The 25618-nt window shown below is 65.3% G+C and carries 18 protein-coding genes and 1 riboswitch; of the genes, 4 read left to right on the top strand and 14 right to left on the bottom strand.

What is annotated here, in order from left to right; genetic code table 11:
• Window positions 1–57: 57 nt before the first annotated feature.
• Window positions 58–165: riboswitch (TPP riboswitch) on the top strand.
• Window positions 160–1944 (top strand): phosphomethylpyrimidine synthase ThiC, encoded by a 1785-nt coding sequence (thiC, locus tag WMN78_RS14995; RefSeq protein WP_340534536.1) that lies wholly within the window; start codon window positions 160–162, stop codon window positions 1942–1944. It overlaps the preceding riboswitch by 6 nt.
• On the opposite strand, the gene WMN78_RS15000 is transcribed toward thiC, so the two are convergent.
• Window positions 1930–2664: an alpha/beta fold hydrolase gene (locus WMN78_RS15000; protein ID WP_340534537.1), complete on the bottom strand. Its 735-nt coding sequence runs from the start codon at window positions 2662–2664 to the stop codon at window positions 1930–1932. The two genes, thiC and WMN78_RS15000, sit on opposite strands and share 15 nt — an antisense overlap.
• 34 nt (window positions 2665–2698) lie before the next feature.
• Window positions 2699–4291, bottom strand: coding sequence for a signal recognition particle protein (ffh, locus tag WMN78_RS15005; protein ID WP_340534538.1), 1593 nt, complete (start codon window positions 4289–4291; stop codon window positions 2699–2701).
• 84 nt (window positions 4292–4375) lie between these two features.
• Here ffh and WMN78_RS15010 point away from each other — a divergent pair, with 84 nt between their 5' ends.
• Window positions 4376–5764 (top strand): glucose-6-phosphate dehydrogenase, encoded by a 1389-nt coding sequence (locus tag WMN78_RS15010; RefSeq protein WP_340534539.1) that lies wholly within the window; start codon window positions 4376–4378, stop codon window positions 5762–5764.
• A gap of 113 nt (window positions 5765–5877) precedes the next feature.
• On the opposite strand, the gene WMN78_RS15015 is transcribed toward WMN78_RS15010, so the two are convergent.
• Both WMN78_RS15015 and WMN78_RS15020 read right to left on the bottom strand, forming a co-directional pair.
• Window positions 5878–6216, bottom strand: a complete 339-nt coding sequence (locus tag WMN78_RS15015) for a P-II family nitrogen regulator (RefSeq protein ID WP_011692333.1) — start codon at window positions 6214–6216, stop codon at window positions 5878–5880.
• A complete protein-coding gene (locus WMN78_RS15020; RefSeq protein ID WP_340534540.1) occupies window positions 6213–7565 on the bottom strand; it encodes an ammonium transporter in 1353 nt (450 codons plus the stop codon). Before WMN78_RS15020 ends, WMN78_RS15015 begins: the two co-directional genes overlap by 4 nt.
• 354 nt (window positions 7566–7919) lie before the next feature.
• Here WMN78_RS15020 and WMN78_RS15025 point away from each other — a divergent pair, with 354 nt between their 5' ends.
• Entirely contained in the window at window positions 7920–9080 is a 1161-nt protein-coding gene (locus WMN78_RS15025; RefSeq protein WP_425341158.1) for an MFS transporter, read from the top strand.
• Window positions 9081–9107: 27 nt separating this feature from the next.
• On the opposite strand, the gene ftsY is transcribed toward WMN78_RS15025, so the two are convergent.
• Together ftsY and smc are read right to left on the bottom strand one after the other, a co-directional pair.
• On the bottom strand, window positions 9108–10322 hold the full coding sequence (ftsY, locus tag WMN78_RS15030) for a signal recognition particle-docking protein FtsY (protein ID WP_340534542.1): 1215 nt from the start codon (window positions 10320–10322) through the stop codon (window positions 9108–9110).
• A gap of 63 nt (window positions 10323–10385) precedes the next feature.
• On the bottom strand, window positions 10386–14045 hold the full coding sequence (smc, locus tag WMN78_RS15035; protein ID WP_340534543.1) for a chromosome segregation protein SMC: 3660 nt from the start codon (window positions 14043–14045) through the stop codon (window positions 10386–10388).
• Between the two features lie 395 nt (window positions 14046–14440).
• Here smc and WMN78_RS15040 point away from each other — a divergent pair, with 395 nt between their 5' ends.
• Entirely contained in the window at window positions 14441–19213 is a 4773-nt protein-coding gene (locus WMN78_RS15040) for a DUF4082 domain-containing protein (RefSeq protein ID WP_340534544.1), read from the top strand.
• A gap of 48 nt (window positions 19214–19261) precedes the next feature.
• Here WMN78_RS15040 and WMN78_RS15045 read toward each other — a convergent pair whose 3' ends face one another.
• From WMN78_RS15045 to coaD, 8 genes are all read right to left on the bottom strand, one after another.
• Entirely contained in the window at window positions 19262–20263 is a 1002-nt protein-coding gene (locus tag WMN78_RS15045) for a hypothetical protein (RefSeq protein WP_425341159.1), read from the bottom strand.
• A gap of 26 nt (window positions 20264–20289) precedes the next feature.
• The gene (locus WMN78_RS15050) at window positions 20290–21579 is read right to left on the bottom strand and encodes an MFS transporter (protein ID WP_340534546.1); all 1290 of its coding nucleotides are present in this window, start codon (window positions 21577–21579) and stop codon (window positions 20290–20292) included.
• Between the two features lie 5 nt (window positions 21580–21584).
• A complete protein-coding gene (locus WMN78_RS15055) occupies window positions 21585–21998 on the bottom strand; it encodes a hypothetical protein (protein WP_340534547.1) in 414 nt (137 codons plus the stop codon).
• A 429-nt stretch (window positions 21999–22427) separates the two neighbouring features.
• Window positions 22428–23402 (bottom strand): bifunctional DNA-formamidopyrimidine glycosylase/DNA-(apurinic or apyrimidinic site) lyase, encoded by a 975-nt coding sequence (mutM, locus tag WMN78_RS15060; protein ID WP_340534548.1) that lies wholly within the window; start codon window positions 23400–23402, stop codon window positions 22428–22430.
• 6 nt (window positions 23403–23408) lie between these two features.
• Window positions 23409–24131: a ribonuclease III gene (gene rnc, locus WMN78_RS15065; protein ID WP_340534549.1), complete on the bottom strand. Its 723-nt coding sequence runs from the start codon at window positions 24129–24131 to the stop codon at window positions 23409–23411.
• Window positions 24132–24149: 18 nt separating this feature from the next.
• The gene (gene rpmF, locus WMN78_RS15070; protein WP_009356569.1) at window positions 24150–24353 is read right to left on the bottom strand and encodes a 50S ribosomal protein L32; all 204 of its coding nucleotides are present in this window, start codon (window positions 24351–24353) and stop codon (window positions 24150–24152) included.
• A gap of 36 nt (window positions 24354–24389) precedes the next feature.
• Window positions 24390–24914: a DUF177 domain-containing protein gene (locus WMN78_RS15075; RefSeq protein WP_340534550.1), complete on the bottom strand. Its 525-nt coding sequence runs from the start codon at window positions 24912–24914 to the stop codon at window positions 24390–24392.
• Between the two features lie 174 nt (window positions 24915–25088).
• On the bottom strand, window positions 25089–25589 hold the full coding sequence (coaD, locus tag WMN78_RS15080; protein WP_340534551.1) for a pantetheine-phosphate adenylyltransferase: 501 nt from the start codon (window positions 25587–25589) through the stop codon (window positions 25089–25091).
• Between the last annotated feature and the right edge of the window lie 29 nt (window positions 25590–25618).

Raw genomic sequence — 25618 nt, forward strand, 5'->3', positions numbered from 1 at the left:
GCCGCTGATGTGACCGCCATGTGACACGGACCCGTCCCGGCCCTGTGGTAGCTTCGTCTACGACCACACGGGTGCCCTTGCAGGGGCTGAGATCGGGCTGACGCAGCCTGCGACCGTTGAACCTGTCCGGGTAATGCCGGCGAAGGAAGTGAGTATTCCGTGAATACACCAGAAACACAGCTCTCCCCTGCCCAAAATGAAACGCAGTCCCTGAAGTCGCATTCGTTGGCATTCATCGTCGACGAAGCAACCGGGATCCGCGTGCCGGTGACCGAGATTGCCCTGGAGGACTCGCCCGGCGGGGCAGCAAACCCGCCGTTCCGGGTATACCGGACCGCCGGCCCGGGAAGCGATCCGGTGGTGGGGCTCGAACCGTTCAGGACCCGTTGGCTTGAAGCCAGGGACGACACCGAGCCGTACAGCGGCCGGGAGCGCAACCTGCTCGACGACGGCAAGTCGGCCGTGCGCCGGGGCGCCGCCTCCGCGGAGTGGAAGGGCGCGCAGCCGGTGCCCCGCCGCGCGGTCGAGGGCAGAACCGTCACCCAGATGCATTACGCCCGGCAGGGTGTGGTGACCCCAGAGATGCAGTTCGTGGCCCTCCGCGAAAACTGCGACGTGGAGCTGGTGCGGAGTGAGGTGGCCGCGGGCCGCGCCATCATCCCCAACAACATCAACCATCCGGAGTCCGAGCCGATGATCATCGGCAAAGCCTTCCTGGTGAAGATCAATGCCAACATCGGCAACTCGGCCGTTACGAGCTCCATCGCCGAGGAAGTGGACAAACTGCAGTGGGCCACCCAGTGGGGTGCCGACACAGTGATGGACCTGTCCACCGGTGACGACATCCACACCACCCGGGAATGGATCATCCGCAACTCCCCCGTGCCGATCGGCACCGTTCCCATCTACCAGGCCCTGGAGAAGGTCAACGGCGAAGCCAACAAACTCACCTGGGAGATTTTCCGCGACACCGTGATCGAGCAGTGCGAGCAGGGGGTGGACTACATGACCATCCACGCCGGAGTCCTTCTCCGCTACGTGCCCCTGACGGCCAACCGGGTCACCGGCATCGTCTCCCGCGGCGGGTCCATCATGGCCGGCTGGTGCCTGGCCCACCATCAGGAAAACTTCCTGTATACGCACTTCGACGAGCTGTGCGAGATCTTCGCCAAGTACGACGTCGCGTTCTCTCTGGGTGACGGGCTGCGGCCCGGTGCGACGGCGGACGCGAACGACGCCGCCCAGTTCGCCGAGCTGGATACCCTGGCTGAACTGACGCAGCGCGCCTGGGAATTCGACGTGCAGGTGATGGTGGAGGGGCCGGGCCACGTGCCGTTCCATCTGGTCCGTGAAAACGTGGAACGCCAGCAGGAACTGTGCAAGGGCGCACCGTTCTATACGCTGGGGCCGTTGGTAACGGACATCGCCCCGGGCTACGACCACATCACGTCCGCCATCGGCGCCACGGAAATCGCCCGCTACGGCACGGCCATGCTCTGCTACGTCACGCCCAAGGAACACCTCGGGCTGCCGAACAAGGACGACGTGAAAACCGGCGTGATCACCTACAAGATCGCCGCCCACGCGGCAGACCTCGCCAAGGGCCACCCGGGCGCGCATGAACGTGACGACGCATTGTCCAAGGCCCGGTTCGAATTCCGCTGGCGGGACCAGTTTGCATTGTCGCTGGACCCGGTCACTGCGGAAGCCTTCCACGATGAGACGCTGCCCGCTGAACCGGCAAAAACTGCGCATTTCTGTTCCATGTGCGGGCCCAAGTTCTGTTCGATGCGGATCAGCCAGGACATCAGGGACGAATACGGTTCAGCCGAGGCCCAGACTGCCCTCGCCGAGATGGCGGCAGGCATGCGGGAAAAGAGCGACGAATTTCTGGCAGCCGGCGGAAAAGTCTATCTTCCGGAGCTGCAGCTAAGACGCGTGTGAGTGCTGACGTCGGCTGACTTCTGCGATGAACGACCGGATGAACCGGTCTCCCTCCGCCGAGTCCTGGGGCCGGTGTCCTCCCGCGGCAACGCGGTGCAGGGCACCGGTTTCGCGCAGGTAGCCGGCGATCTCCTCGTAGAGCGGCTCCCAGCCGCCGGTGAGGACAAGCGTGGGGACACCCGGCACGATCTCCAGCGGTGCCTCCCACGTGGGCGCCTGCAGCCGGAGCCGGCGGGCGGCATTGAGCGCCTCCGGTGTGGAAGGCCCGTCACTGTGCACGGAAAAGGCGCGCCGGACGAATTCCCGCTGAAAGTCGTCGTCGCCGAGCTGGTGCCGCACATCGAACAGCGGCTGCATGAGGGTGCGGTGGGCGGCAGTCGCGGGCAGTTCAGCGGTCAGGGAGAGGCAGGCGGGCTCCACGAGGGTCAGGGATTGCACCAGGTCCGGGCGCTCCACGGCCGCCATCATGGCCGCGATGGCACCTTGGGCATGGGCCACCACGTGACCGCCGGAAGCCCCGCGGCCGCCGTCGGCCAAAGCCCCCAGCACGATCCGGGCGTCGGCGTAAAAGTCCGACTCGAGGGGTTCTGCCGAAGCGTCAAACCCGTGGCGGCGCAGAAATAGAGCGTCGTAGGCCAGAGCCATGCCGTGCTGCTTGGGCCACGCGGCGGACCCGAAAGCCCCCGAACCGTGGACGAACACTACGCGCTGCTTAAACATGCCCCAACCCTATGGCAAACTACGCCGCCAGGAACTACTTGCTCCCGCCGAGGAACTTGTCGAAGCCTTTGGGCAGGTTGAGCTGGGACGGATCAAAGTCCGCGCCCTGCTGACCGAAGGCGGCCCCGGTGGGAAGTGCCTTGCCGGCGTTGGCGCGCCGTGCCTCGGCTTCACGGAGCTCCTGGGCAGCCTTGGCCGGGTTTCCGGACTTCGCCTTCTTCTTGGGCGCGTTCTTGGCCCCGCCCTTGCGGGCTCCTCCACCGCCGCCCATGCCCGGCATTCCCGGCATGCCGGGCATCCCGCCGCCCGCCGCCATTTTCTTCATCATCTTCTGCGCCTGGGCAAACCGCTCCAGCAGGCCGTTGACGTCGGACACGTGCATGCCCGAGCCCTTGGCAATGCGTGCCCGGCGTGATCCGTTGATGATCTTGGGGGCAACGCGCTCGTGCGGGGTCATGGAACGGACAATCGCTTCCACCCGGTCGATTTCGCGTTCATCGAACTGCTCCAGCTGCTGGCGGATGTTCTGCGCACCGGGCATCATCATGAGCATTTTCTTCATGGAGCCCATGTTGCGGATCTGCTGCATCTGGGCCAGGAAGTCATCAAGGGTGAAGTCTTCCTGGTCGGCGAACTTCTTCGCCATCCGGGCCGCTTCGTCCTTGTCCCACGACTTTTCGGCCTGCTCGATCAGGGTGAGGACGTCACCCATGTCGAGGATGCGGGACGCCATGCGGTCCGGGTGGAACAGCTCAAAGTCGTCAACGCCTTCGCCCGTGGAGGCGAACATGACGGGCTTGCCGGTGACCGACGCGACGGAGAGCGCGGCACCGCCGCGGGCGTCGCCGTCGAGCTTGGAAAGGACGATGCCGGTGAAGTTGACACCCTCATCGAACGCGAGCGCCGTGTTCACGGCATCCTGGCCGATCATGGAGTCAATGACGAAGAGCACTTCGTTCGGGACGATCGCCCGGCGGATCTGGCGCGCCTGCTCCATCATGTCGGCGTCCACGCCGAGCCGTCCGGCGGTATCCACGATGACGACGTCGTGCAGCTTCTGGCGCGCCTCCTCGACACCGGCACGGGCTACGGCAACGGGATCGCCGGCCGGGTGTTCCAGTTCAGTGGACGTGGCCCCCGGGTGCGGGGCGAAAACGGGCACGCCGGCGCGCTGGCCCACAACCTGGAGCTGCGTCACGGCGTTGGGCCGCTGAAGGTCGCAGGCCACAAGCATGGGGCTGTGGCCCTGGGACTTCAGCCATTTGGAGAGCTTGCCCGCGAGGGTGGTCTTGCCGGCGCCCTGCAGGCCCGCGAGCATGATGATGGTGGGCCCGGTCTTGGCGAGGCGGATGCGCCGGGTTTCGCCGCCGAGGATCTCAACGAGCTCCTCGTTGACGATTTTGACGATCTGCTGGCTGGGGTTCAAGGCACCGGAAACCTCGGCGCCGAGGGAGCGTTCGCGCACCCGGCCGGTGAATTCGCGCACGACGGGCACGGCAACGTCAGCGTCCAGGAGGGCCCGACGGATCTCGCGGACCGTGGCGTCTACGTCCGCCTCGGTGAGGCGGCCCTTGCCGCGGAGATTCTTGAAGGTTGCTGTCAACCGGTCAGAGAGTGAATTGAACACGCGCCGTGCACTTCTTTCAGTGGATGATCGGGACTCGACTATCTAGGGTACCAAGTCAGCCCTTCAAGATGGCATGCTGGCAGGATGGCCACCCGAACAACTGTAAAAACCCTGCTCATCCTTGGTGCGTCCGGGGACCTGACCGGCCGGCTTCTCCTGCCGGGACTCGCCCGGCTCGCTGCGAAAGGGCGCGCCGACGGGCTGACGCTCGTGGGCGCGGGATCGGATCTCTGGTCCCAGGAACAATGGCTGGAACGCGTTGAGACGGCCTTTGCCGACTCCAACTCGCAGGCGGACACCGCCGGCAAGCGCGAGCTCAAGCAGATCGCCGGAACAACCCGGTACCACCAGCTGGACGTGACAGCCGGCGGAGGGCTGGCCTCCCTGCTGTCCGGCCTCGAGGCACCCGTGGCCGTGTACTTCGCCCTTCCGCCCCACGTCAGCCAGAAGGCCTGCGAGGTGCTGGCACCGGAGGAGGTGCCCGCCGGGACGCGGCTGGTGATGGAAAAGCCGTTCGGATCCAGTGAAGAGTCCGCCCGGCACCTTAACGAGACCCTGGCGGCCCTGGTCCCGGAAGACCACATCCACCGGGTTGACCACTTCCTCGGCAAGGCGACCGTACTCAACATCCTGGGCCTTCGCTTTGCAAACACCTTTTTGGAGCCGGTCTGGAACCGCGAGTACATCGAAAAGGTGGAGGTCATTTTTGACGAGGATCTCGCCCTGGAAGGCCGGGCCCGCTACTACGACTCCGCCGGCGCCCTCCGGGACATGATCCAGAGCCACCTGCTGCAGATCATGGCGCTGATGGCGATTGAGCCGCCGGCGTCCGTGGACGAGCGTGACCTCAGGGACGCTGTGGCCACGCTCCTGCGCGCCAGCAGCATCAAGGCGCCCTACCGTTCAAGCACGCGGCGTGCGCGGTACACGGCCGGATCCATCGACGGGCGGAAGGTCCCGGACTATGCCAAGGAGGCGGGGGTCGACGCGTCCCGGAACACGGAGACCCTGGCCGAGGTGCAGGTGGATATCGACAACTGGCGCTGGCAGGGTGTCCCCTTCATCCTCCGTTCCGGCAAGGCGCTCGGGGCGAAACGCAAGGAAGCAGTGGTCACCTTCAAGCCGGTGCCGCACCTGCCCAAGGGCTTCACCGGCGTCGACTCGCCCAATCAGCTCCGCATCGGGTTCGGTCCGGACACACTGCAGTTCGACGTCGACGTCAACGGCCCGGGCAACGTCCTGAGCCTTGACCGGGCCACCCTGAACGCCGAGCTCAGCGCTTCCGACCTGCTCCCGTACGGGGAAGTGCTCGAGGGCGTCCTGACCGGTGATCCGCTGCTGTCCGTGCGGGCGGACACTGCGGAGGACTGCTGGCGGATCATCGAGCCGGTGATCAAGGCGTGGGAACGCGGCAGCGTGCCGCTGGAGGAATATGCGGCCGGATCATCGGGCCCCGACGGCTGGCCGGCCTAGTCACTGCAGGCAACACCTCACTGCACGCAATGTCTCACTGCACGCAATAACTCACTGCACGCAAAAGCGGGCCGGCACCCTTAGGTACCGGCCCGCTCCTGCGTTCGCTTGGGTTAGATGGCGGCCGAGCCGCGTTCTCCCGTGCGTACTCTTACGGCTTCGAAAACGTCCACCGTCCAGACCTTGCCGTCGCCGGCGCGCCCTGTGTTGGAGCTGGCGATGATGACATCCAGGATGTCATCCGCCTGTTCGTCCGTGGCCAGGACCTCAACGCGGATCTTGGGAAGCAGGTCCACATTGTACTCAGCCCCGCGGTACACCTCCGTGTAACCCCGCTGCCTGCCGTATCCGCTGGCTGCGCTGACCGTGAGGCCCTGCACACCGTAGGATTCGAGCCCCTCCCGGATGGAGTCGAGCTTTTCCGGCCGGACGATTGCTGTGATTAGTTTCATGCCCCCACACTTTCCTTACCTGTTGCTGCGTCGGTCTTCTTGCCGTCTTCGGCTACCGAAGCGGACTCTTCGCCCTGCTTGCCGGTGATCAGTTCATGCAGCGGCTGGAAGCTCCCGCCGTGGCCGCCGACGCCGAATTCGTAGGCAGTTTCTGCATGCAGGCTCAGGTCCACGCCCACAACTTCCTGTTCCTGGGAGACGCGGAAGCCCATGGTCTTGTGGATGGCCAGTGCGATCAGGGTGGTCAGGATGGCCGAATAGGCGATGGCGATGCCGGCCGCTGCGAGCTGGGCCCACAGCTGGGTGAGTCCGCCGCCGTAGAACAGGCCGCCGCCGACACCTTCAACAGGGAGGGCAATGAAACCAAGCGCCACGGTGCCGATGATGCCCGAAACGAGGTGGACACCGACAACATCCAGTGAGTCATCGAAGCCCCAGCGGAACTTCAGTCCGACTGCCAGGGCCGAAGCCATGCCGGCGACGAGGCCGAGGCCGAGTGCACCGACGGGGCTGACGTTTGCGCACGCCGGGGTGATGGCAACCAGGCCGGCGACAACACCGGAGGCAGCGCCCAGGGACGTGGGGTGGCCGTCGCGCACACGTTCGGTGATCAGCCAGCCGAGCATGGCAGCTGCAGGAGCGGCAAGGGTGTTGACCCAGATCAGGCCGCCCTGTTCCGCCGTGGTGGCTGCGCCGCCATTGAAGCCGAACCAGCCGAACCAGAGAATGGCTGCGCCGAGCATCACGAACGGGACGTTGTGCGGGCGGTGGTTCGGGTCCTTGCCGAAGCCCTTGCGGTTGCCGATGATCAGAACGAGAATCAGGGCGGCCACACCGGCGTTGATGTGAACCACGGTGCCGCCGGCGAAGTCGATGGCCGGGCCGAGGGCCTGGCCCACTGCGCCTTCAGGGCCGAAGAGTCCTCCGCCCCAGACCATGTACGCGATGGGGCAGTAGACCAGCGTGACCCAGACAGGGACGAATACGGTCCATGCGCCGAACTTTGCGCGGTCCGCGATGGCGCCGCTGATCAGCGCCACTGTGATGATGGCGAAGGTGGCTGCGTAGCCGACCTTGATGAGACCGTCCGGAGCGGTGATGCCCTCGAGTCCGAACGTTGCGAACGGGTTCCCGACGATCTGCATGAAGCCTTCGCCGGAGCTCATGGATGCGCCCCAGAGTACCCAAACCACACCGACCATGCCGATGGAGATGAAGCTCATCATCATCATGTTCAGTGCGGCCTTCGCACGCGTCATGCCGCCGTAGAAAAATGCCAGCCCTGGTGTCATGAACAGCACAAGTGCCGCCGCAACCATGAGCCATACGTGACCTGCGGTAAGTTCCATGGTGCACGTCCTCCCTTGCCTAGATGCTTAGTTGATCCCGCGGAATCTTCCGCTTGCCCAACGCCTTTTTGCGTTCTTAGACGATTTTTGCCGGGCCGTGTTTCGCCGGCGGAGGAATTAGATGTCCGGGTTGTTACAAGAACCTCCCGGAAGTAAATGGTGCATATCCTGCTTGTTACGGATATGTTTCACCCGTCCCAAACCGCACTTCAAACACCCTGCAAGGACAACGGCACCATGACCGATCGTTTCCGCCCCGGCAAGGCCTTGCCCCGCCGGAATGGCGGCCAAACCGACCGCCCGGACGTGGCAGTACAGCCTTCCGCCACCCGGCTCCCCCGCGACATTAAGGTGATGCTGGCCGCCGCGTTCCTGATCGCGCTGGGTTTCGGGCTGGTGGCGCCGGTACTGCCCCAGTTCGCCACCACGTTCGACGTCGGGGCCACGGCTGCCGCTGTGATCGTGAGCATATTTGCGTTCATGCGGCTGCTGTTCGCACCTGCCGGCGGAGCCCTGATCGTGAAGTTGGGCGAACGCCCCGTGTATGTGGCCGGCCTGCTGATCGTCGCTGCCTCAACGGCGGCATGCGCCTTCGCCCAGGACTACTGGCAGCTGCTGATTTTCCGGGGCCTGGGCGGCGCGGGCTCGGTGATGTTCACGGTCGCGTCCATGGCGCTCGTAGTGCGGCTTGCGCCGCCGGAGAGCCGCGGCCGGGTGTCAGGCGCCTACGCCTCCGCCTTCCTCATCGGCAACGTCTGCGGGCCGATCGTGGGCGGCATGCTTGCCGGCTTCGGCCTTCGCATCCCGTTCCTGGCGTACGCGGCTGCGCTGGTCCTGGCGGCGCTTGTGGTTCAGACCCAGCTAAGCCACGTCCCCGGGAAGTCGCGGAAGGACGGGAACCTGGAGCCGGCGATGGGCCTGGGCGAGGCTTTGCGTGACAGCGCGTACCGGGCCGGCCTGTTCTCCAGCTTCGCCAACGGCTGGGCGACCTTCGGTGTACGCATGGCCACCGTTCCGCTTTTTGCTGTGGCGGCGCTCGGCGCAGGACCGGCTGCGGCCGGCTGGGCGCTGGCTGTCTTCGCCGGCGGCAACGCTGCGGCGCTGACGGTCTCGGGGAAACTGGCTGACACTCTGGGCCGCAAGCCCCTGTTGATCGCCGGCCTCGTCCTGACCGGTGTGGCGACGGCGGGCATCGGACTTACCACGGACATGCCGTGGTTCCTGGCGGCGTCCGCCGTCGCCGGAATCGGTTCCGGCCTGCTGGGGCCGGCCCAGCAGGCCGCCATCGCGGATGTGATCGGCAACGGACGCTCCGGCGGCCGGGTGCTGGCGGTCTTCCAGATGATGTCCGACGCCGGAGCCATCGTAGGGCCTGTCCTCGCCGGTCTCCTTGCGGACCGGCTTGGGTACGGCTGGGCCTTTGGCGTGACCGGAGGCGTGCTTATTGTGGCTGCTGCCGGCTGGCTTTTCGCGCGGGAGACGTTCCAGCGGCCTGCAGCTCAGCAAGCTGCCTAGTTCTGCGCCTGCCCGTCCTGCAATCTGCTAGTTCAGCAGCGCGTCCACAAACGCCTCGGCATCGAACGGCGCAAGGTCGTCCGCGCCTTCACCCAGCCCGATCAACTTGACCGGAACCCCCAGCGTTTTCTGGATGGCGACCACGATGCCGCCCTTGGCCGTACCGTCAAGTTTGGTAAGCACGATGCCGGTGATGTTGACTACCTCGGAAAACACGCGCGCCTGGTTCAGTCCGTTCTGTCCGGTAGTGGCGTCCAGCACCAGCAGGACCTCGTCCACTTCGGCCAGCTTCTCGATGACGCGCTTGACCTTGCCGAGCTCGTCCATCAGGCCCACTTTGTTTTGGAGCCGGCCGGCCGTATCGATCATCACGACGTCGACTTCCTGGTCGATGCCTGCCTTGACCGCCTCATAGGCGACCGACGCGGGATCTGCGCCGTCGACGTCGGACTTCACAGTGGGAACGCCGACGCGCTGGCCCCACGTGGCAAGCTGCTCCGCTGCGGCCGCACGGAACGTGTCCGCGGCGCCCAGCAGGACGTCCTTGTCCTCGGCCACGAGGACGCGCGCCAGCTTGCCCACGGTGGTGGTCTTGCCCACGCCGTTGACACCAACCACCATCATGACCGATGGCTTGTCGGCGTGACGTTCTGTGCGGAGGCTGCGGTCCATCGTCGGGTCCACGAGCTTGATCAGCTCCTCGCGCAGCAGGGCCTTGACCTGCTCCGGAGTCCGTGTCCCCAGCACTTTGACCCGCTCCCGGAGGGCATCGACCAGCTGCATGGTCGGCTCGGTGCCAAGGTCCGCCAGAAGGAGGGTCTCTTCGACCTCGTCCCAGACGTCTTCATCAATCTTGTCGCTGGACAGGAGCGCGAGCAGGCCCTTGCCGAGGATGTTGTTGGACCTCACCAGGCGTTCGCGGAGCCTGGTCAGCCGTCCGGCAACGGGCAGCGGTGTCTCCACGGCAATGGTTTCAAGCCCCGCCGCGTCATCAGGGACCTCGGCGGTCTCCAGTCCCTCAAGGCCGACTTCGCCGGGCGCTGTACGCGCGGGTGTCACACCCGGGCGGTCCTCCACCAGGGTTCCGCCCCCGCCGCGGACGGGCTCGACGGGATCGTTGGCGTCGCGGGTGCCCGGGTACTTCGTGATGTTCCGGCGGGTCTTCAGGAGGACCGGGATCAGTCCGCCAACGACCACCAGGGCAGCGAGGATGGCAAGGATTATGGGGAGGATGTCATTCACTCCCCTAGCTTCTCACACACGTTTCACACATGTGTCACACATGAAATGCTGCTTCCTGGGCCGCTATACGTCTGCGCCGAGGCGCTGGCTGATGACCGTTGACACGCCGTCGCCCCGCATGGTGACGCCGTACAGCGCGTCGGCAACCTCCATGGTCCGCTTTTGGTGCGTGATGACGATCAGCTGGCTGGACTCGCGGAGCTCCTCGAAGATCGTAATGAGCCGGCCCAGGTTGGTGTCATCCAGGGCGGCCTCCACTTCGTCCATGACATAGAACGGCGACGGCCTCGCCTTGAAGATGGCCACGAGCAGGGCCACCGCGGTCAGCGAGCGCTCGCCCCCGGACAGCAGTGAGAGTCGCTTGATCTTCTTGCCGGCCGGACGGGCCTCCACCTCAATGCCCGTGGTGAGCATGTCTGAGGGGTCGGTCAGGACGAGCCGGCCCTCACCGCCAGGAAAGAGCCGGGCGAAAACGCGGACGAACTGCGCCGAGGTGTCCGCGAAGGCTTCGGCGAACACCTTCTGCACACGGTCGTCCACTTCCTTGATGATGTCCAGCAGGTCCTTGCGGCTGGACTTGAGGTCTTCAAGCTGGCTGCTGAGGAACTGGTGCCGTTCCTCCAGGGCTGCGAACTCCTCGAGTGCCAGCGGGTTCACCCGTCCCAGGGAGGAGAGGTCCCGCTCGGCTTTGCGGAGCCGTTTTTCCTGCTCGTCCCGGATGAAGGGCTTGCCTTCGGGGATCGGCCTGCCGTCGTCGTCCACCGGCGTTCGCAGGGCCGCCCACTTGTCGCCGGACTCCCCGGCGGGCACGGGCACCGGCTGGTCCGGACCATAGTCCGCCACCAGCTGCTCCGGCGACAAGCCGAGCTCCTCGACCGAACGCAACTCGAGGGCTTCGATCCGCAGCCGCTGCTGGGTGCGGGCCAGCTCATCGCGGTGCACCGAATCCGTCAGTTCCGCCAACTCACGGCTGAGGGCGTCGTTTTGCGACCGTATCTCCATCAGTTCGCGATCCCTGAGCTCCCGCTCTTCCTCCGCAAGGTCCCGCGCGCGGAGGGCGAGTTCCACGGAGACGTCCAGGAACGCGATGACATGCTCCGCCGCCGCCGAAACAGCCGCAGCCCGGCCGGCCTGGACCCGGCGGCGGCGGGCACGCCGCGCAGCTTCTTCCCGCGCCCGGCGCTCGGCCGCCGCTGCCCGTTCCAATGACAGGGCCCTGTTGCGAGTGGCGGTCAGTTGTTCTTCGGCACTCCGCAGCGAAAGCCTGGCCTCCATCTCGGCAGCCCGTGCCGCCGACGCCGCCAGCGCCAGCTCGTCACGGAGCTCCGCCGAGGGCTCCTCATCCGCGGGCGCCTGCCGGGCAGCGTCGAGGCGCGCGGCCGCAGCTTCGAGGACCTCCTGCTCGGCCACGATGTTTGCCTCGGCCCTGGCCAGCGAGGCGTTCAGCCTGTCGCTCTCCCCCACTGCACTCCGCAGCACCGAGTTCAGATGGCCCAGCCGTTCCGCTACGGCCGCCAGGCGTGCATCGGATTCGTGCAGCCGGTCCAAGGCGGCGTCCGCGCGTTCCTGCGCCTCGGCCTTTCGCGCCTGGGCGGAGGCGAGCGCAAACCGGTTCCGCTCAAGATCGGCGCCGACCGCGGCGAGCCGCGTTTCGGCGTCGTCGACGGCGGCCTGCACTTCCAGGAGCGACGGTGCACTCGCGGAGCCGCCCCGGACGGTGAAGGCTGTGAAGACGTCACCCGCCCTTGTTACCACCGTCAGCCCGGGCTGCGCACTGATGAGCTCCGATGCTGCCGCAAGGTCCTCAACAACCGCGGTGGCCTCCAGCAACCTGTCCAGGAGTTTGTCCAGCAGCGGGCCCGCCGCGGAATTGTCCGCGTCCGGAACGGACGGGAACACGCTCAGCCCGGCTTCAGAAGCAGTGACAAGGTCCGTGGCCCAGCGGGCACCTGCAGGAAGGGGAGGCCGAGCCGGCGCTGCGGCCAGTGACTCCGTGGCGTGTTGCCCGGACGAGGCTGCCAGCAGCAGCGAGGCGAGGCCGGCGTCGTCGTCCTTGAGCAACTGCAGAGCTTCGACGGCAGTGCCGGCGCCGCTAACTACGACGGCGTCCGAGGAATTCCCCAGGGCGGCGGCGATCGCCGCTTCATAGCCGGATTCAACCGTGAGCATCGACGCCAGCGGCCCTATGATCCCGGGCAACCCCGAGTCGGCCACGCGGCCCGACCCGTCCTTGCGGTTGAGCCCAAGCTGCAGTGCGTCACGCCGGGCAAGCAGCGAGTCGCGTTCCCGTTCCCCCTCGCGTTCGGCGGATTTCAGCGCTTCAATGTCCGCGAGGACGGCGTCCAGGGAAGCGCTGGCGTCCTCGTAATCAGCGTCCAGTGATTCTTCGCCGTCCTCGACGCCCGCGACCTGCGATTCCAGTGCCGTGAACTCGCTCTGGGCACGGCGTCGGCGCTCATCCCCGGCGGCCTGGGATTCCCGGAGCCGGCCGAGTTCCGATTGTGCGGCCTCAACGCGTGACCGTGCGGCACCCACCTGGCCGGCCAGCTTGGCCAGCCCTTCGCGGCGGTCAGCCGCTGCGCGGAGAACGGCGGCCAGCCTTTTGTCTTCCGCACTCGCAGCACTTTCGGCGTCCTGCTTGGCTGCCGTGGCGGCGTCCAGCGCGGTGCGGTTCTGCAGGATCCCCTCTTCAAGGGCCGCCTGTTCTTCGCGGACCCTGGCAGCATTTCTTTCCAGCTGTTCCGGGTCACGTCCGGAGTCCGGTACCTCGTCCGCAGCACCCAGCAGCCGGCGCCGTTCCTCCGCAAGCGAGCCGAGGGAGCGGAACTTTTCCCGACCCGACGAGAGCTGGTACCAGGTGTCCCGGGCGGCATTGAGTTTTGGAGTGGCCTCGGCCGAGAGCTGTTCCAGCGCCGCCTGCCGCCGGCGTCCGTTCCCCAGAGCCTGCTCAACAACAACCCGGCGCTCCTTCAGGGCGGATTCATCAGCCACGTCCTTGGCCAGGGCAGACTGCAACCGGACGAGGTCGTCGGCTAGCAGCCGGGCCCGCGCATCCCGGACTTCGAACTGGACGCTTTGGGCCCGGCGGGCCACTTCCGCCTGCTTGCCCAGCGGTGTCAGCTGGCGCCGGATTTCACTGGTGAGGTCGCTCAGCCTCTGCAGGTTGGCCTGCATCGCCTCCAGCTTCCGGACAGTTTTTTCCTTGCGCCGGCGGTGTTTGAGGATGCCTGCCGCCTCTTCGATGAAGCCGCGCCGGTCCTCCGGGGTGGCGTGCAAAACCTTGTCCAGCTGCCCCTGTCCTACGATCACGTGCATCTCCCGGCCAAGGCCTGAATCAGAGAGCAGTTCCTGGATGTCCAGGAGGCGGCAGCCTGCACCATTGATGGCGTACTCGGACCCGCCCGTGCGGAAAAGCGTCCGTGAGATGGTCACTTCGCTGTATTCAATGGGCAGTGCACCGTCAGTGTTGTCGATGGTCAACGAGACGTGGGCCCGGCCCAGCGGCGGGCGGCCGGATGTGCCCGCAAAGATGACGTCCTCCATCTTGCCGCCGCGCAGGGTCTTGGCGCCCTGTTCGCCCATGACCCAGGCCAGGGCGTCCACAACATTGGATTTGCCGGAGCCGTTCGGACCGACCACTGCAGTGACGCCCGGCTCAAAGTCGAACGTCGTGGCTGACGCGAACGATTTGAATCCGCGGACGGTCAGGCTCTTGAGGTGCAAGGTGTTTCGGATCTCCTGAGTGGCTGAGGTGCTGAGTGGCTGAGGTGCTGAAGTGGCTGAAGCTGCTGGTTCCTGCCTCAAATCTACTGGGTGGCAACGACAAAACCCGGATTTGGGCCTCTTGCGGCCATCAGGCCCTTGTCACCCCCACTAAGTGCCCCTAGACTCGCCGCTAGAGGTTGCTTAACGCTGCGCGATCCGGTGGTCTCACGCCGGATTGACTTGGCAGGATCCAGCGGAGCTGGGACGGCCGTGATGCAGTGAGGGGCGTTATCACGGCAACCTCTTGTTGGACAACTGAATATCTTGGTTTGGCTGCGCCGGGGGGCGGCATGCAGGGCAGTGCACGAAGCACCGCCTGAATCCGCAACTGCGCACTCACTCCAGGAGTTCACATGTCCGTATCCTCAGCCGACGGCACGCTCAAGGCCTTCAAGAAGGTCATCTTCCTGCTGGCGTTGGCCATGGTGGCCGCGCTCCTGCCAGCTGCAGCACCGGCCGAGCTTCTTCCGCTCGCCTACGCCGCGGATCCCTGTGCCCCGGTGGTGAACGCGATTGCATGTGAAAACTCCAAGCCCGGAAGCCCTCCGTCAGAATGGGACATCTCCGGCGCCGGCGAATCGAGCATCCAGGGATATGCCACCGAGATCAGCGTCAACGCCGGCCAGGCCATCAAGTTCAAGGTCGACACCAACGCGTCCAGTTACACGATCGCCGTCTACCGGACCGGCTGGTACCAAGGGTTGGGTGCCCGCAAGATCGCCGACGTCACGCCAGTCGCTGGACGGCAGTCACAACCCCAGTGCCGATCCGACGTGGCCACCGAACTTTATGACTGCGGCACGTGGGCAGTGTCGGCCACGTGGCAGGTCCCGGCCACGGCCGTTTCCGGCGTCTATGTTGCCCTGCTGACCCGGCCGGACACTGGCGGCCAAAGCCATATCACCTTCATTGTGCGTTCCGACGGCAGCCATTCCGACGTGGTTTTCCAGACATCCGACACAACGTGGCAGGCCTACAACACCTATGGCGGAGCTGACTTCTACCAGGGCGCGGTCAACGGCAGGGCCTACAAGATCAGCTACAACAGGCCATTCGCCACCCGAGGTGAGTCATCGGGCCGGGACTTCTACTTCGGCAACGAGTACCCGCTGGTGCGTTTCCTGGAGAAGAACGGCTACGACGTCAGCTACATCAGCGGCGTCGACACGCACCGGAACGGCGCGCAGCTCCTCAACCACAAAGTGTTCCTCTCCGTAGGCCACGACGAATACTGGTCCGGTCCCCAGCGGGCCAATGTGGAAGCCGCACGCGACGCCGGCGTGAACCTCCAGTTCCTGTCCGGTAATGAGATGTATTGGCGGACGCGCTACGAACCGTCCCAGGTCGACGGGACCGCTTACCGGACCATCACCTCCTACAAGGAGACCTGGTCCAACGGCAAAATTGATCCAAGCACCGAATGGACCGGAACGTGGCGTGATCCCAGGTACGCCTCCCAGGCCAACGGCGGTGGATTGCCTGAAAATAGTGTGACCGGGACCCTGTACGTGTCCAATTACACGGATCTCCCCATCACCGTCAGCGCCGCAGAAGGCAAGTCACGTCTCTGGCGGAACACGTCCCTTGCGTCCCTGGCCACGGGAGCCTCTGCCCAGCTGGCGCCCCACACAGTGGGCTATGAGTCCAACGAAGACCTTGACAACGGGTTCAGGCCCGCGGGGTTGATCAGATTGTCGACGACAACCGGCCCGACGCCGGAGTATCTCCAGGACTTCGGGAATACGGTGAAACCCGGAACCACCACCCACAACACCACGTTGTATCGCGCGCCGGGCGGTGCGCTGGTTTTTTCGGCCGGCACGGTCCAGTGGACGTGGGGCCTGGACCAGGAGCACGACGGAGCCGGCGCTCCCGCGGATCCACGGATGCAACAGGCCCAGATCAACCTGCTGGCCGACATGGGCGCCCAGCCCGGGACGCGTGATACCGCATTGGCCGCGGCAACTCCGAGTAGCGATACGGCGGCGCCAACAGCCGCCATCTCCGCCCCCGCCGAAGGTGCCACCATTGCACACGGCAGCAGCGTCACGGTTTCCGGTTCCGCCAGCGACGCCGGCGGCATCGTGGCCGGCGTCGAAATCTCCACGGACGGAGGTGACACGTGGCATCCTGCCCAGGGGAAACAGAGCTGGACGTACACGTATATCCAGAAGGGGCTCAGCACGGCCAGCATCAAGGTGCGGGCAGTGGATGACAGCGCCAACATCGGCACCGCCGCAACGCGAAACCTGCAGCTTGCCGGGCCGTACACGGTGTTCGGCCAGCAGGTTCCTGCCGTCACGGATTCCCAGGACGGCGGCGCCTACGAACTCGGTATGAAGATCACGCCGAGCGTGGACGGTTTCATCACCGGAGTCCGTTTCTACAAAAGCACGGCTAATACGGGGACCCACACCGGTTCTCTGTGGAACGCATCCGGACAGCGTCTTGCCACCGCCACCTTCACCTCGGAGACGGCCTCGGGGTGGCAGAAAGTGCAGTTCAGCCAGCTGGTGGCAGTCACGGCAGGCCAAAAATACACGGTGTCCTACACCGCACCCAGAGGCCACTACGCCACCAGGGAGTACCAGTGGGCCAGCTTCGGGTTCACCGAACCGCCGCTGACAGTTGCGGGAGGATTCGGCACTGAACCGGCAGGCGTTTATGGCAGCCCCGATGCGTTCCCGCAGAACAGCTTCGGCAACGGCAACTATTTCGTCGATGCCGTGTTCGACACCGTGGACAGCACCCCGCTGACCGCTTCGGGACAGTGGCCGCTGGGAGGATCGTCCAGCGTCCCGCAGGCCACAACGGTCGGAGCCGTCTTTTCCAAGCCGGTGACGGTGTCGAGCGTGCAGTTTACGCTGAAGGCGGCCGACGGCACTACTGTTGCAGGCACAACCGGTTACGACTCAACCACACGCAAGGTGACGTTTACGCCGGGCGCCGCCCTCGCGCTGGCCACCACGTACACCGTGACGCTCAGCGGCACTGCCACCAGCGGCGGCACCCTGACGGCCGGGGGGACGTGGTCGTTCACCACGGTGGTATCGCCGCCATCTCCGGGAAGCTGCCCGTGCAGCTTCTACGATGATTCGGTCCTCCCCGGAATCCAGGAGATCAGGGACGGCGTCCCGCTGACCCTGGGCATCCGCTTCTCCAGCACGGCCGACGGCACCGTCACGGGCATCCGTTTCTACAAGTCAGCCGGCAACACGGGAACCCATACCGGCACGTTGTTCACCGCCTCCGGGCAGCAGCTGGCAACGGTTACGTTCGCCAATGAGAGCACCGAGGGCTGGCAGACAGCGTATTTCAACCAGCCGGTGGGGATGTCCGCAAACACTGAGTACATCATGGCCTACAAGACGTCGACAGGAGCCTACTCCGCGACGGTGAACGGCTTCGGCCCGGGGCTGGCCGTGGGCAACCTGCGGGCAAACACCGATGCCGGCGCCTATTCGTACAGCAGCGACTTCCCGAACGTCCGCTCCACGGCGAGCTACCTGGTGGATGTCGTCGTCCAATACCCGGAACCGGCATTTGTGGCGGGCGCCCAAACACCGCTTCCCGGTTCATCCAGCGTTCCGCTGGACACGGCGGTTGCCGCGACACTCTCCAAGCCGGCCACGGCAGCGAGTGTCCAACTCACGCTGGCAGGTCCGGGGGGCACGAACATCCCCGGGGCCACGAACTACGACCCTGCCACGGGCAAGGTGACCTTCACGCCGTCGGCACAACTGGCGGCCGCCACCAGCTACACGGCCACGCTGACGGCAACCTCCACAACGAACCAACCTCTCAGCGCCGGCGGAACCTGGACTTTCACCACCGTGCCGCTCCCCCGGACCGACGGGGCCTGCCCCTGCACGCTGTACCAGGACACGGTGACCCCGTCGGTCCTGGAAATCAACGACGGAGCCCCGCTGGCCCTGGGCGTACGGTTCGCGAGCTCCACGAGCGGACAGGTAACGGGCATCCGCTTCTACAAATCCGCCGGGAACACCGGAACGCACACCGGAAGCCTGTTCAGCATTACCGGCCAGCAGCTCGCCACCGTCACGTTCACGGCCGAGTCCACTGCCGGCTGGCAGACGGCAACGTTCAGCCAGCCCGTAGCCATCGCCGCCGACACCGAATACGTGGCAGCCTACAAGTCGCCGACGGGCATCTATTCGGCCACTCCGGGCGGGTTCACCTCCGGCTTTACCAGCGGACCGTTGCGCACGGCTGCGGACTCCGGCGGGTTCTCCTACAGCGGCGACTTCCCGGGGTCGTCGTCCAGCTCCAGCTACCTCGTGGACTTGGTCTTCCAGGCGTCGGGAGTGGCGCCACCGCCTTCGGCGGAGCCATTGACCGTAACTGCCCAGTCGCCGGCGCCAAATTCCACCGCCGTGGCGCTCGACGTCCGGCCCAGCCTGACGCTGTCCTCGGCCGTGCAGCCTGGTGGTACGCTCGCCCTCGCTGCCGGCGGGACCAACATCGCGGGGACTTCGGCGTTGTCCGCGGACGGCCGTACAGTGACATTTACTCCGGCCCAACAGCTGCCGGCCGGCACTGTCATCACGGCGAGCGCGGCCAACGTCGTCTCTCTTGCCGGCGCACCGCTTGCACCCACGTCGTGGCAGTTCACGACCCTCACTCCCGCGCCTCCCGTCCAGTCCCTCTTTGCGTCCTTGCTGCCGCAGGTCGCAGCGTCGACGGACGTCCGGGCCGTTGAGCTCGGCGTGGCATTCAGATCTTCCGTTGCCGGGTCAGCCACTGCCATCCGCTTCTACAAAGACACAGCTAATACGGGCACGCACACAGGTTCCCTCTGGACGGCCTCGGGCGTGCGGCTGGCCAAGGTGACGTTCACGAACGAAACGGCCACCGGATGGCAGACCGCTGCCCTTCCAACTCCAATAGCCCTGACTGTGGGCACCAACTACATCGTGTCCTACAACGCACCGGCGGGCCGGTACTCCTATACGCCGAACTTCTTCACGAAGGCGTGGACCAGCGGTGCGCTAACCGCCAGGGCAAACAACAACGGGCTGTACCGGTTTGGTTCCGGAACGGCGGTGCCCAACCAGTCGAGCAACGCGACGAACTACTTCGTGGACGTTGTGTTCGCGCCACGCTAGCCGGAGGCACGGCCGGCGAGCCATCGGCTTTGCCAAATCGGGTCCGAGTTAGCGAACCACTGACGGCGACCAGGCGTGCTCTATGTACAGGGAGGCGCGCGCGGAAGGATCAGCCCTGATCTGCCAGATGTCACTATCGCCCTCGGAGCCTTCCCGGGGAAGCCCGTACAGCAGCGTTGCGTCATCGAGCCATTCGATCTGGTCGTCAACGCTGCGGGGTTCTGACAGAACTGTTTCGTGTCCGCTTGCAAGGTCCAGGACGGCAACCTTCCAATGCGCGGCCAAGGGAGCGCCGATGTTCTTCTTGTACGCAACACGGGTACCGTCGGGCGACACCGACGGGCATTCGACGCCGTCGTGGACAGCGGTCAGCGTCCTGGCTCCAATGCTCCCCTTGACCAGCCAAATGCGCCCTGACGATGCCGCCGTGGCATAGAACGCATCAGCATCACCGGGCACGAAGGACACCCCCCAGACATTGCGGTCCACCGCCGTCACCTGCGCTCCGTTGACCATGAGCGCGAAACCTTCCAGGCTTCCGGTTCCGGCGCCACCACCGTCAGTCCGGCTGATGGACGTCTCCGTTGAAAAACCCGAGGCACCGTAAGAATGGCCGGAGACAAACACCGTGGTGGAGACCAGCGAACCATCAGGACTCAACCGTGTGCGGCTGGGTATGCCCGGCAAGGCCCAACGGCCGGTGGGCTTCCACTCCCTGTCCAGCAGCAGTGCCTCGAAGTTGGTCACCAGCCCGCGGTTTGTCTTCAGGCAAACGAGGTTCCCGGCTGTGCCGTAAACCCTGTCGCAGGCTTCGGGCGCCAGAAACCGTTGGCCGGAGGGCGCCGCCAGCGGGACGGTGCCGGCCATGCCGTAACCCTGTCCCGGTGCCGTATTGCGGAACAGGACAAATGACCCCTCCGGCAGGGCGCTGCCGGAAGCCACGCTGACAGCGGAGGCGGCCGAGCGGCTGTCCTGGTAGCGCTGGAAGGCCACAGCTGCATAAGAACCGGAAACCCCCAGCACGACCACCGTGATCGCCAGCAGGACCATCCATCGCTTCCGGCCGCCCTCGGGAATCAAGCGGGAAGCCTTTCGCGTGTGCCTGCCCGCAGGATCAGCAGGGAAGCCGGTACGGCGACGGCGAGGCAGCAGCCCACCACCACCATTGCCGTTGATGGACCGAGGGCGAACCACAGGACACCAAAGCCGGCCGAAGCGGCCATGCGGCTCAGGGCCACCACGGTCTGGGCCGCGCCAATGCCCGTGGCCAGCTTCTCCGGCGGTGTGAGCTGGCTTGCCAGGGCCGCGAGCACGCCATCGGTGGCGGCGTAGAAAGCTCCGAGCAGGACCAGGCACGCCAGCGTGGGTCCGAATCCGCCGAGCGGCGCCGCAGCGAGGAGGTAGCACAGCAGGAGGGCCACATGCCCGGCCACGAAGACCTTCGCCTTCCCCCAGCGGTCCGCCAACCTGCCGAGCGGGATCGCAAGGACCAGGAACACGACGTTCGTGCCCACATACAGAAGCGGAAACCACTGGACGGCAAAGGCGTCCCGGTCCTGCAGGACGAGATAAATGAATCCGTCACCCACGGTCAGGACTCCCAAAAGGCCCGCGGCGACGAGCAGCCTGCCAAGCCCGGGCTCCCGCAAAAGGCTCCAGCGAAAGACAAAGATCGGGCCGGGACGCCGTTCCGGCGCAGACTTCTCCGGGTTTCCCGTTTTCAGGTTGGGCACCAGCAGCGCGAGGGCGGCGACACCGATCACCGCAAACGCGAGGGAGACAACGAAAAGGGTGCCATAGCCGTTGGGGATGAGCATGAGGATGAAGAACGCCAGCAACGGTCCGCTCGCAGCGCCGATGTTGTCCAGCATCCGGTGTACGCCGAAGTGGCGCGCCAGGTACTCAGGTTGGGCGGACACTGTAATAAGGGCGTCCCGCGGTGCCGTACGGATGCCCTTGCCGATCCTGTCACCGGTAACGATCGCCGCCAGCGCCCAGAAGCCGCCGGCGAAGAGAAAGCCGATCCTGGCCACCATGGAGAGGCCATAACCTGCGAGAGCTATGCGTTTTGGATGCCCGCTGCGGTCCGCTGCCCATCCTGCGGCGATCCGGACAACAGCGCTGGCACCCTGGTTGATTCCATCAAGGATCCCGAAGGCAATGGCGGACAGGCCGAGGAATCCGGTGATGTAGAGGGGAAGGACGGCGGACACTGATTCGGAGGAGACATCGGTCAACATGCTCACGACGCCGAGCCAGAGGATAACGGGCGACAGGCGGAATGCCGGCCGAGTCACCGCGGGCTTGCCTGATGCAGGTTGTGCATCCTTCTTCCCGCCGTTCCGATCGGAGACCGAGATGTACATGGCCGCTACCCTGCCGTCGCGTGAAGGCTGCCGAGCAACATGAAACGGGTGCTGCCCGTGCCCGTCGTCGAGGTGGTCAGGGTCACCGAATCGGCGCCCCTGACGAAGCGGACCGAGCGCTGTCCCTCCGCGGCCGGAGCGGCCTCTGACCAGAAGTTGAGCGGTGCCAGCTTCTGCTGGAAATGGCCCACCACCGAGTCCTGGCTGGCCGCCGAGATAGCATCCGCCGTCACTTGGAGGACGCTATCAGCCGCGGATACACCCGTGGACACCACCACGGTCCCGTCCGGGAACCGGAGGGGTTCCTCGGGGAATCCGGCCACGATCTTGCCTTGGGCGGAAGCTGTCGGCGGCAGCGGCATGCTGACCAGTGCCGTCTGCGGGGAGGGCAGCGGAAGCCCGGCGGGCGCCGCTGCCACAGGGGGAAGAACTTCCTGCAACCCGGAGGCGGGTGCAGGGCTTCCCGTTGAATCCCCTGTTCCAGGAGCTGGCCCGTTCCCGGCGCCTGCCGTGGTTCCCGGGGTAGCTATTGTCCCAGCGGGCGGAACTCCCGGCGGTTCAGAACCGCCAGTGCCGCCCAGGCCCGGGGAGACGGTGCCTGACGGACCAGCCGAGCTTGAGCCCGGGGTTCCCGCCAGCTGATCGAACACCACGGCAGTGCCCCCAAGCGCCGCCGCTATGGTCACCCCCGCGATGACAAGCCGCTTCGCTATCATTTGGGCCCCCGCCTCCCGTTCAGGCGTTGAACACCAACGCGCCTGCGACTCCGGCAGCCTCGACTGCCCTTGGCACAGTCTGGCACCGGAAAAGACAGCTTCGGTAGAGTGGCGGTACCTGCTTTTCCTCGCTCACCACCGGCCGTTGCGGGGACGCGGCTGGCAGACGGGGCAGGTGTAGGAAGACCGGTTCATGAACTGTTCGCGCTTCATAAGGCTCACTAACCCTGCAGCAGCGCAGCGCTTACACTCCTGGTTTTCCCGACCATAGGCGTTAAGGGACCGGTCAAAGTACCCGGAAGCGCCGTTGACGTTGACGTAGAGGGAATCAAAGCTGGTTCCGCCGGCAGCGAGGGCGTCCAGCATGACCTCGCGGGCGGCGTCGAGAACCCTCATCGCCTCGGCGCGGCGGAGCGTGTCGGTGGGCCGTGCGTAGTGGAGTCGTGCCCGCCACAGGGCCTCGTCCGCGTAGATGTTGCCGATGCCGGAGACCAGTCCCTGGTCCAGGAGCGCCCTTTTAAGCCCCGTCCGCCGGAGCCGAAGCCGGCGGTAAAAAGAATCGAAGGAAAAATGCGGGTCCAGGGGGTCCCGGGCAATGTGGGAGGCCTCTTCTGCGATGAATGGCGCCGGGAGCTCGCCTAAGCCGCCGGGTCCGCCGTCGGAAGTCGGCACCAGAGATGTGACGAACAGCCCGCCGAAGATGCGTTGGTCCACGAATCTGAGCTGTTCCGGCATGCCGTCTACCGGGCTGAGCCGCAGGCGGATCTTCAGGTGCTTTTCGTCCGGAACGCCGGAATCCTGCATCAGCAGCTGTCCGCTCATGCCCAGGTGAGCCATGAGGGCCACAGCCGGCCCCCCGGATCCGGCACTCCCGGCGCCGTCACGGCCGGGCCCTTCCGCCTCCTCGAGCGGGAGCCAGAGGAACTTCCCGCGGCGCACCACGTCAAGGACCCGGGCGCCTTGGAGGTTGCCGGCAAAGTCTTCGGCACCGAGTGCGTGCCGGCGGATGGAGCGCGGGTCCAGGACGTCAACGGAGGTGATTGTCCTGCCGCGGACCCAGCTCACCAGGCCGCGGCGGACAACTTCGACTTCCGGCAGTTCGGGCACGGAAACCTAGAGACCGGCTTCGGATTCCGCCGGGAGGCTCGCGGTACCGCTAGCCGATAGCTTCCGCCAGGCATCGGCGGCAGCTTCCTGCTCGGCTTCCTTTTTGGAGCGTCCGGCACCCTGCCCGTAATCGGTTCCGCCGATGCGAAGCACGGCAACGAAGGTGCGCGCGTGGTCCGGGCCTGAGCCCTCCACTGCGTAGTAGATACTGCCCAGCTGGCGGCTGGCCGCCAGCTCCTGGATGCTGGTTTTCCAGTCGGTACCTGCACCCAGCGCGGCGGCATCCTGAAGCAGCGGACCGATCAGCCGCATGACGAGCTGACGGGCCGTCTCGATGTCGTTGGACACGTAGGTGGCACCAATGAGCGCTTCCATGGTGTCGGCAAGGATCGATGCCTTGTTCTTACCGTCGGTGAGCTTTTCGCCCTGTCCCAGGTAGATGTAGTCACCGATGCCAAGGCTCCGGCCGATTCCGGCAAGTGCCCTGGTGCTCACCACGGCTGAACGCCGCTTCGCGAGGTCACCCTCAGGCAAGGCAGGGTTGTCGCGGTACAGGGCGTCGGTCACGGAGAAGCCCAGGATGGAATCCCCCAGGAACTCAAGGCGCTCGTTGGTGGGTATGCCGCCGTTTTCGTAGGCATACGAACGATGTGTCAGAGCAAGACGAAGCGTCCCGGCGTCAATAGAGACACCGAGACGCTTCAAAAGCTCTTCAGTTGAAGACGTCATGTTCAGCCAGTGGGCCGATTAGACGTCCGCGACCTTGCGGCCCTTGTACTCAAGGAACAGCGCAGTGCCAGCCGAGTCGGTAACGACCTTTGCCTGGTGCGGCAGGCTGTAGGTAACCTGGCCGTTCTCGACAGTCTTCACCAGGTGGGGGGCAGTTGCCTTCCACTGGGAGCGGCGGGCGCGGGTATTCGAGCGAGACATTTTCCGCTTCGGGACAGCCACGGCTAACTCATTTCTCTCTAGAAAAACACTTACAAATCAATTTTGCCGGTCAGGCTTAGCCAAGTCAGCTAGGGCAGCCCAGCGAGGATCTACGACCTCGTGGTGATGCCCCGGCTCGTCTTCCAGGCGTATTCCGCATTCGGAACAAAGGCCCTGGCAGTCTTCCCGGCACACCGGCTGGAACGGCAGCATGGTTACAACTGCGTCCCGCAACACCGGCTCAAGATCGATTAAATCGTGCTCGATTCGATATTGCTCTTCTTCGTCTTCTTCACCGGAGAACTGGGCGTCCTCGTAGAAGAAAAGTTCTTGCACATTGACCTCAAGGTCATACGCAAGGGGATCCAGGCATCGGCCGCACTCGCCGGTTACTTCGACGTGGACGGTTCCTGATACCAGAATTCCTTCGTGTACGGCCTCCAGCCGCAGATCCAGCTCGACATCCGAGCCTTCCTGCACGCCAATGAGTGCCACACCAAGATCCCTTGGTGCGGGTACATGTTCCGTCAGTGTCCGCATACTCCCCGGACTGCGTCCGAGGTCCTTGACGTCGAACGCCAAGGGCGAACTAGCATCTCGTTTAATGAGAACTCCTGTTGAACATATGACCGACGTACTATCTTAGCCTGATCTTCCGGACGGACTCAAACCGGCTGAAAGGCGCGCGGTTCAGCACCGCGGGACAAGCAGGGAATGGGCCGCAAAACCGGCAGGGCCGTTGCGTACCGGTCAAGCCTACCCTCTGCCGGGCTGTTCCGGAGACGACCCGCCCGCCAGCAGGCGTTTCAGTACCGACCGGGGCACATAGTCCGACACGCTGCCGCCCAGGGTGAAGACTTCCTTAATGAGCGTTGACGACAGGTGGAGGTAGTGGCCCTCGGTGGGAAGGAAGACCGTTTCCACACCGCTGAGCTGCCGGTTCATGGTTGCCATCGGGAGCTCGTAGTCGAAGTCCGACGAGGAGCGAAGGCCCTTCACAATTGCGGACACACCCCGCTGCCTGCAGTATTCGGCCAGCAGGCCCTCCCCCACCGGCTCCACCACGATGCCGCGCAGCGACGCAAGGGTCTCGCGTGCCATGTCGATCCGCTCCTCCAACGTGAAGCGGTACTTCTTGTTGTAGTTCGTGGACACCGCCACAATGACCTCGTCAAAGAGCCCGGCTGCCCTGGCGATGACTTCCAGGTGGCCGTTGTGGATGGGATCGAAGGAGCCTGGGCATACGGCGCGTCTCATGTTCCGAACCTACCGCATCCGCGGAGCGG

This window comes from Arthrobacter oryzae (assembly GCF_037911235.1).
GTDB lineage: Bacteria > Actinomycetota > Actinomycetes > Actinomycetales > Micrococcaceae > Arthrobacter > Arthrobacter oryzae_E.

Bases quoted from the DNA above. Each gene is read 5' to 3' on its own strand.
- WMN78_RS15000 (WP_340534537.1), bottom strand. From the start codon at position 2,664: ATGTTTAAGCAGCGCGTAGTGTTCGTCCACGGTTCGGGGGCTTTCGGG.
- WMN78_RS15010 (WP_340534539.1), top strand. From the start codon at position 4,376: ATGGCCACCCGAACAACTGTAAAAACCCTGCTCATCCTTGGTGCGTCC.
- WMN78_RS15015 (WP_011692333.1), bottom strand. From the start codon at position 6,216: ATGAAACTAATCACAGCAATCGTCCGGCCGGAAAAGCTCGACTCCATC.
- WMN78_RS15020 (WP_340534540.1), bottom strand. From the start codon at position 7,565: ATGGAACTTACCGCAGGTCACGTATGGCTCATGGTTGCGGCGGCACTT.
- WMN78_RS15025 (WP_425341158.1), top strand. From the start codon at position 7,920: ATGCTGGCCGCCGCGTTCCTGATCGCGCTGGGTTTCGGGCTGGTGGCG.
- WMN78_RS15040 (WP_340534544.1), top strand. From the start codon at position 14,441: ATGTCCGTATCCTCAGCCGACGGCACGCTCAAGGCCTTCAAGAAGGTC.
- WMN78_RS15045 (WP_425341159.1), bottom strand. From the start codon at position 20,263: ATGGTCCTGCTGGCGATCACGGTGGTCGTGCTGGGGGTTTCCGGTTCT.
- WMN78_RS15050 (WP_340534546.1), bottom strand. From the start codon at position 21,579: ATGTACATCTCGGTCTCCGATCGGAACGGCGGGAAGAAGGATGCACAA.
- rnc (WP_340534549.1), bottom strand. From the start codon at position 24,131: ATGACGTCTTCAACTGAAGAGCTTTTGAAGCGTCTCGGTGTCTCTATT.
- coaD (WP_340534551.1), bottom strand. From the start codon at position 25,589: ATGAGACGCGCCGTATGCCCAGGCTCCTTCGATCCCATCCACAACGGC.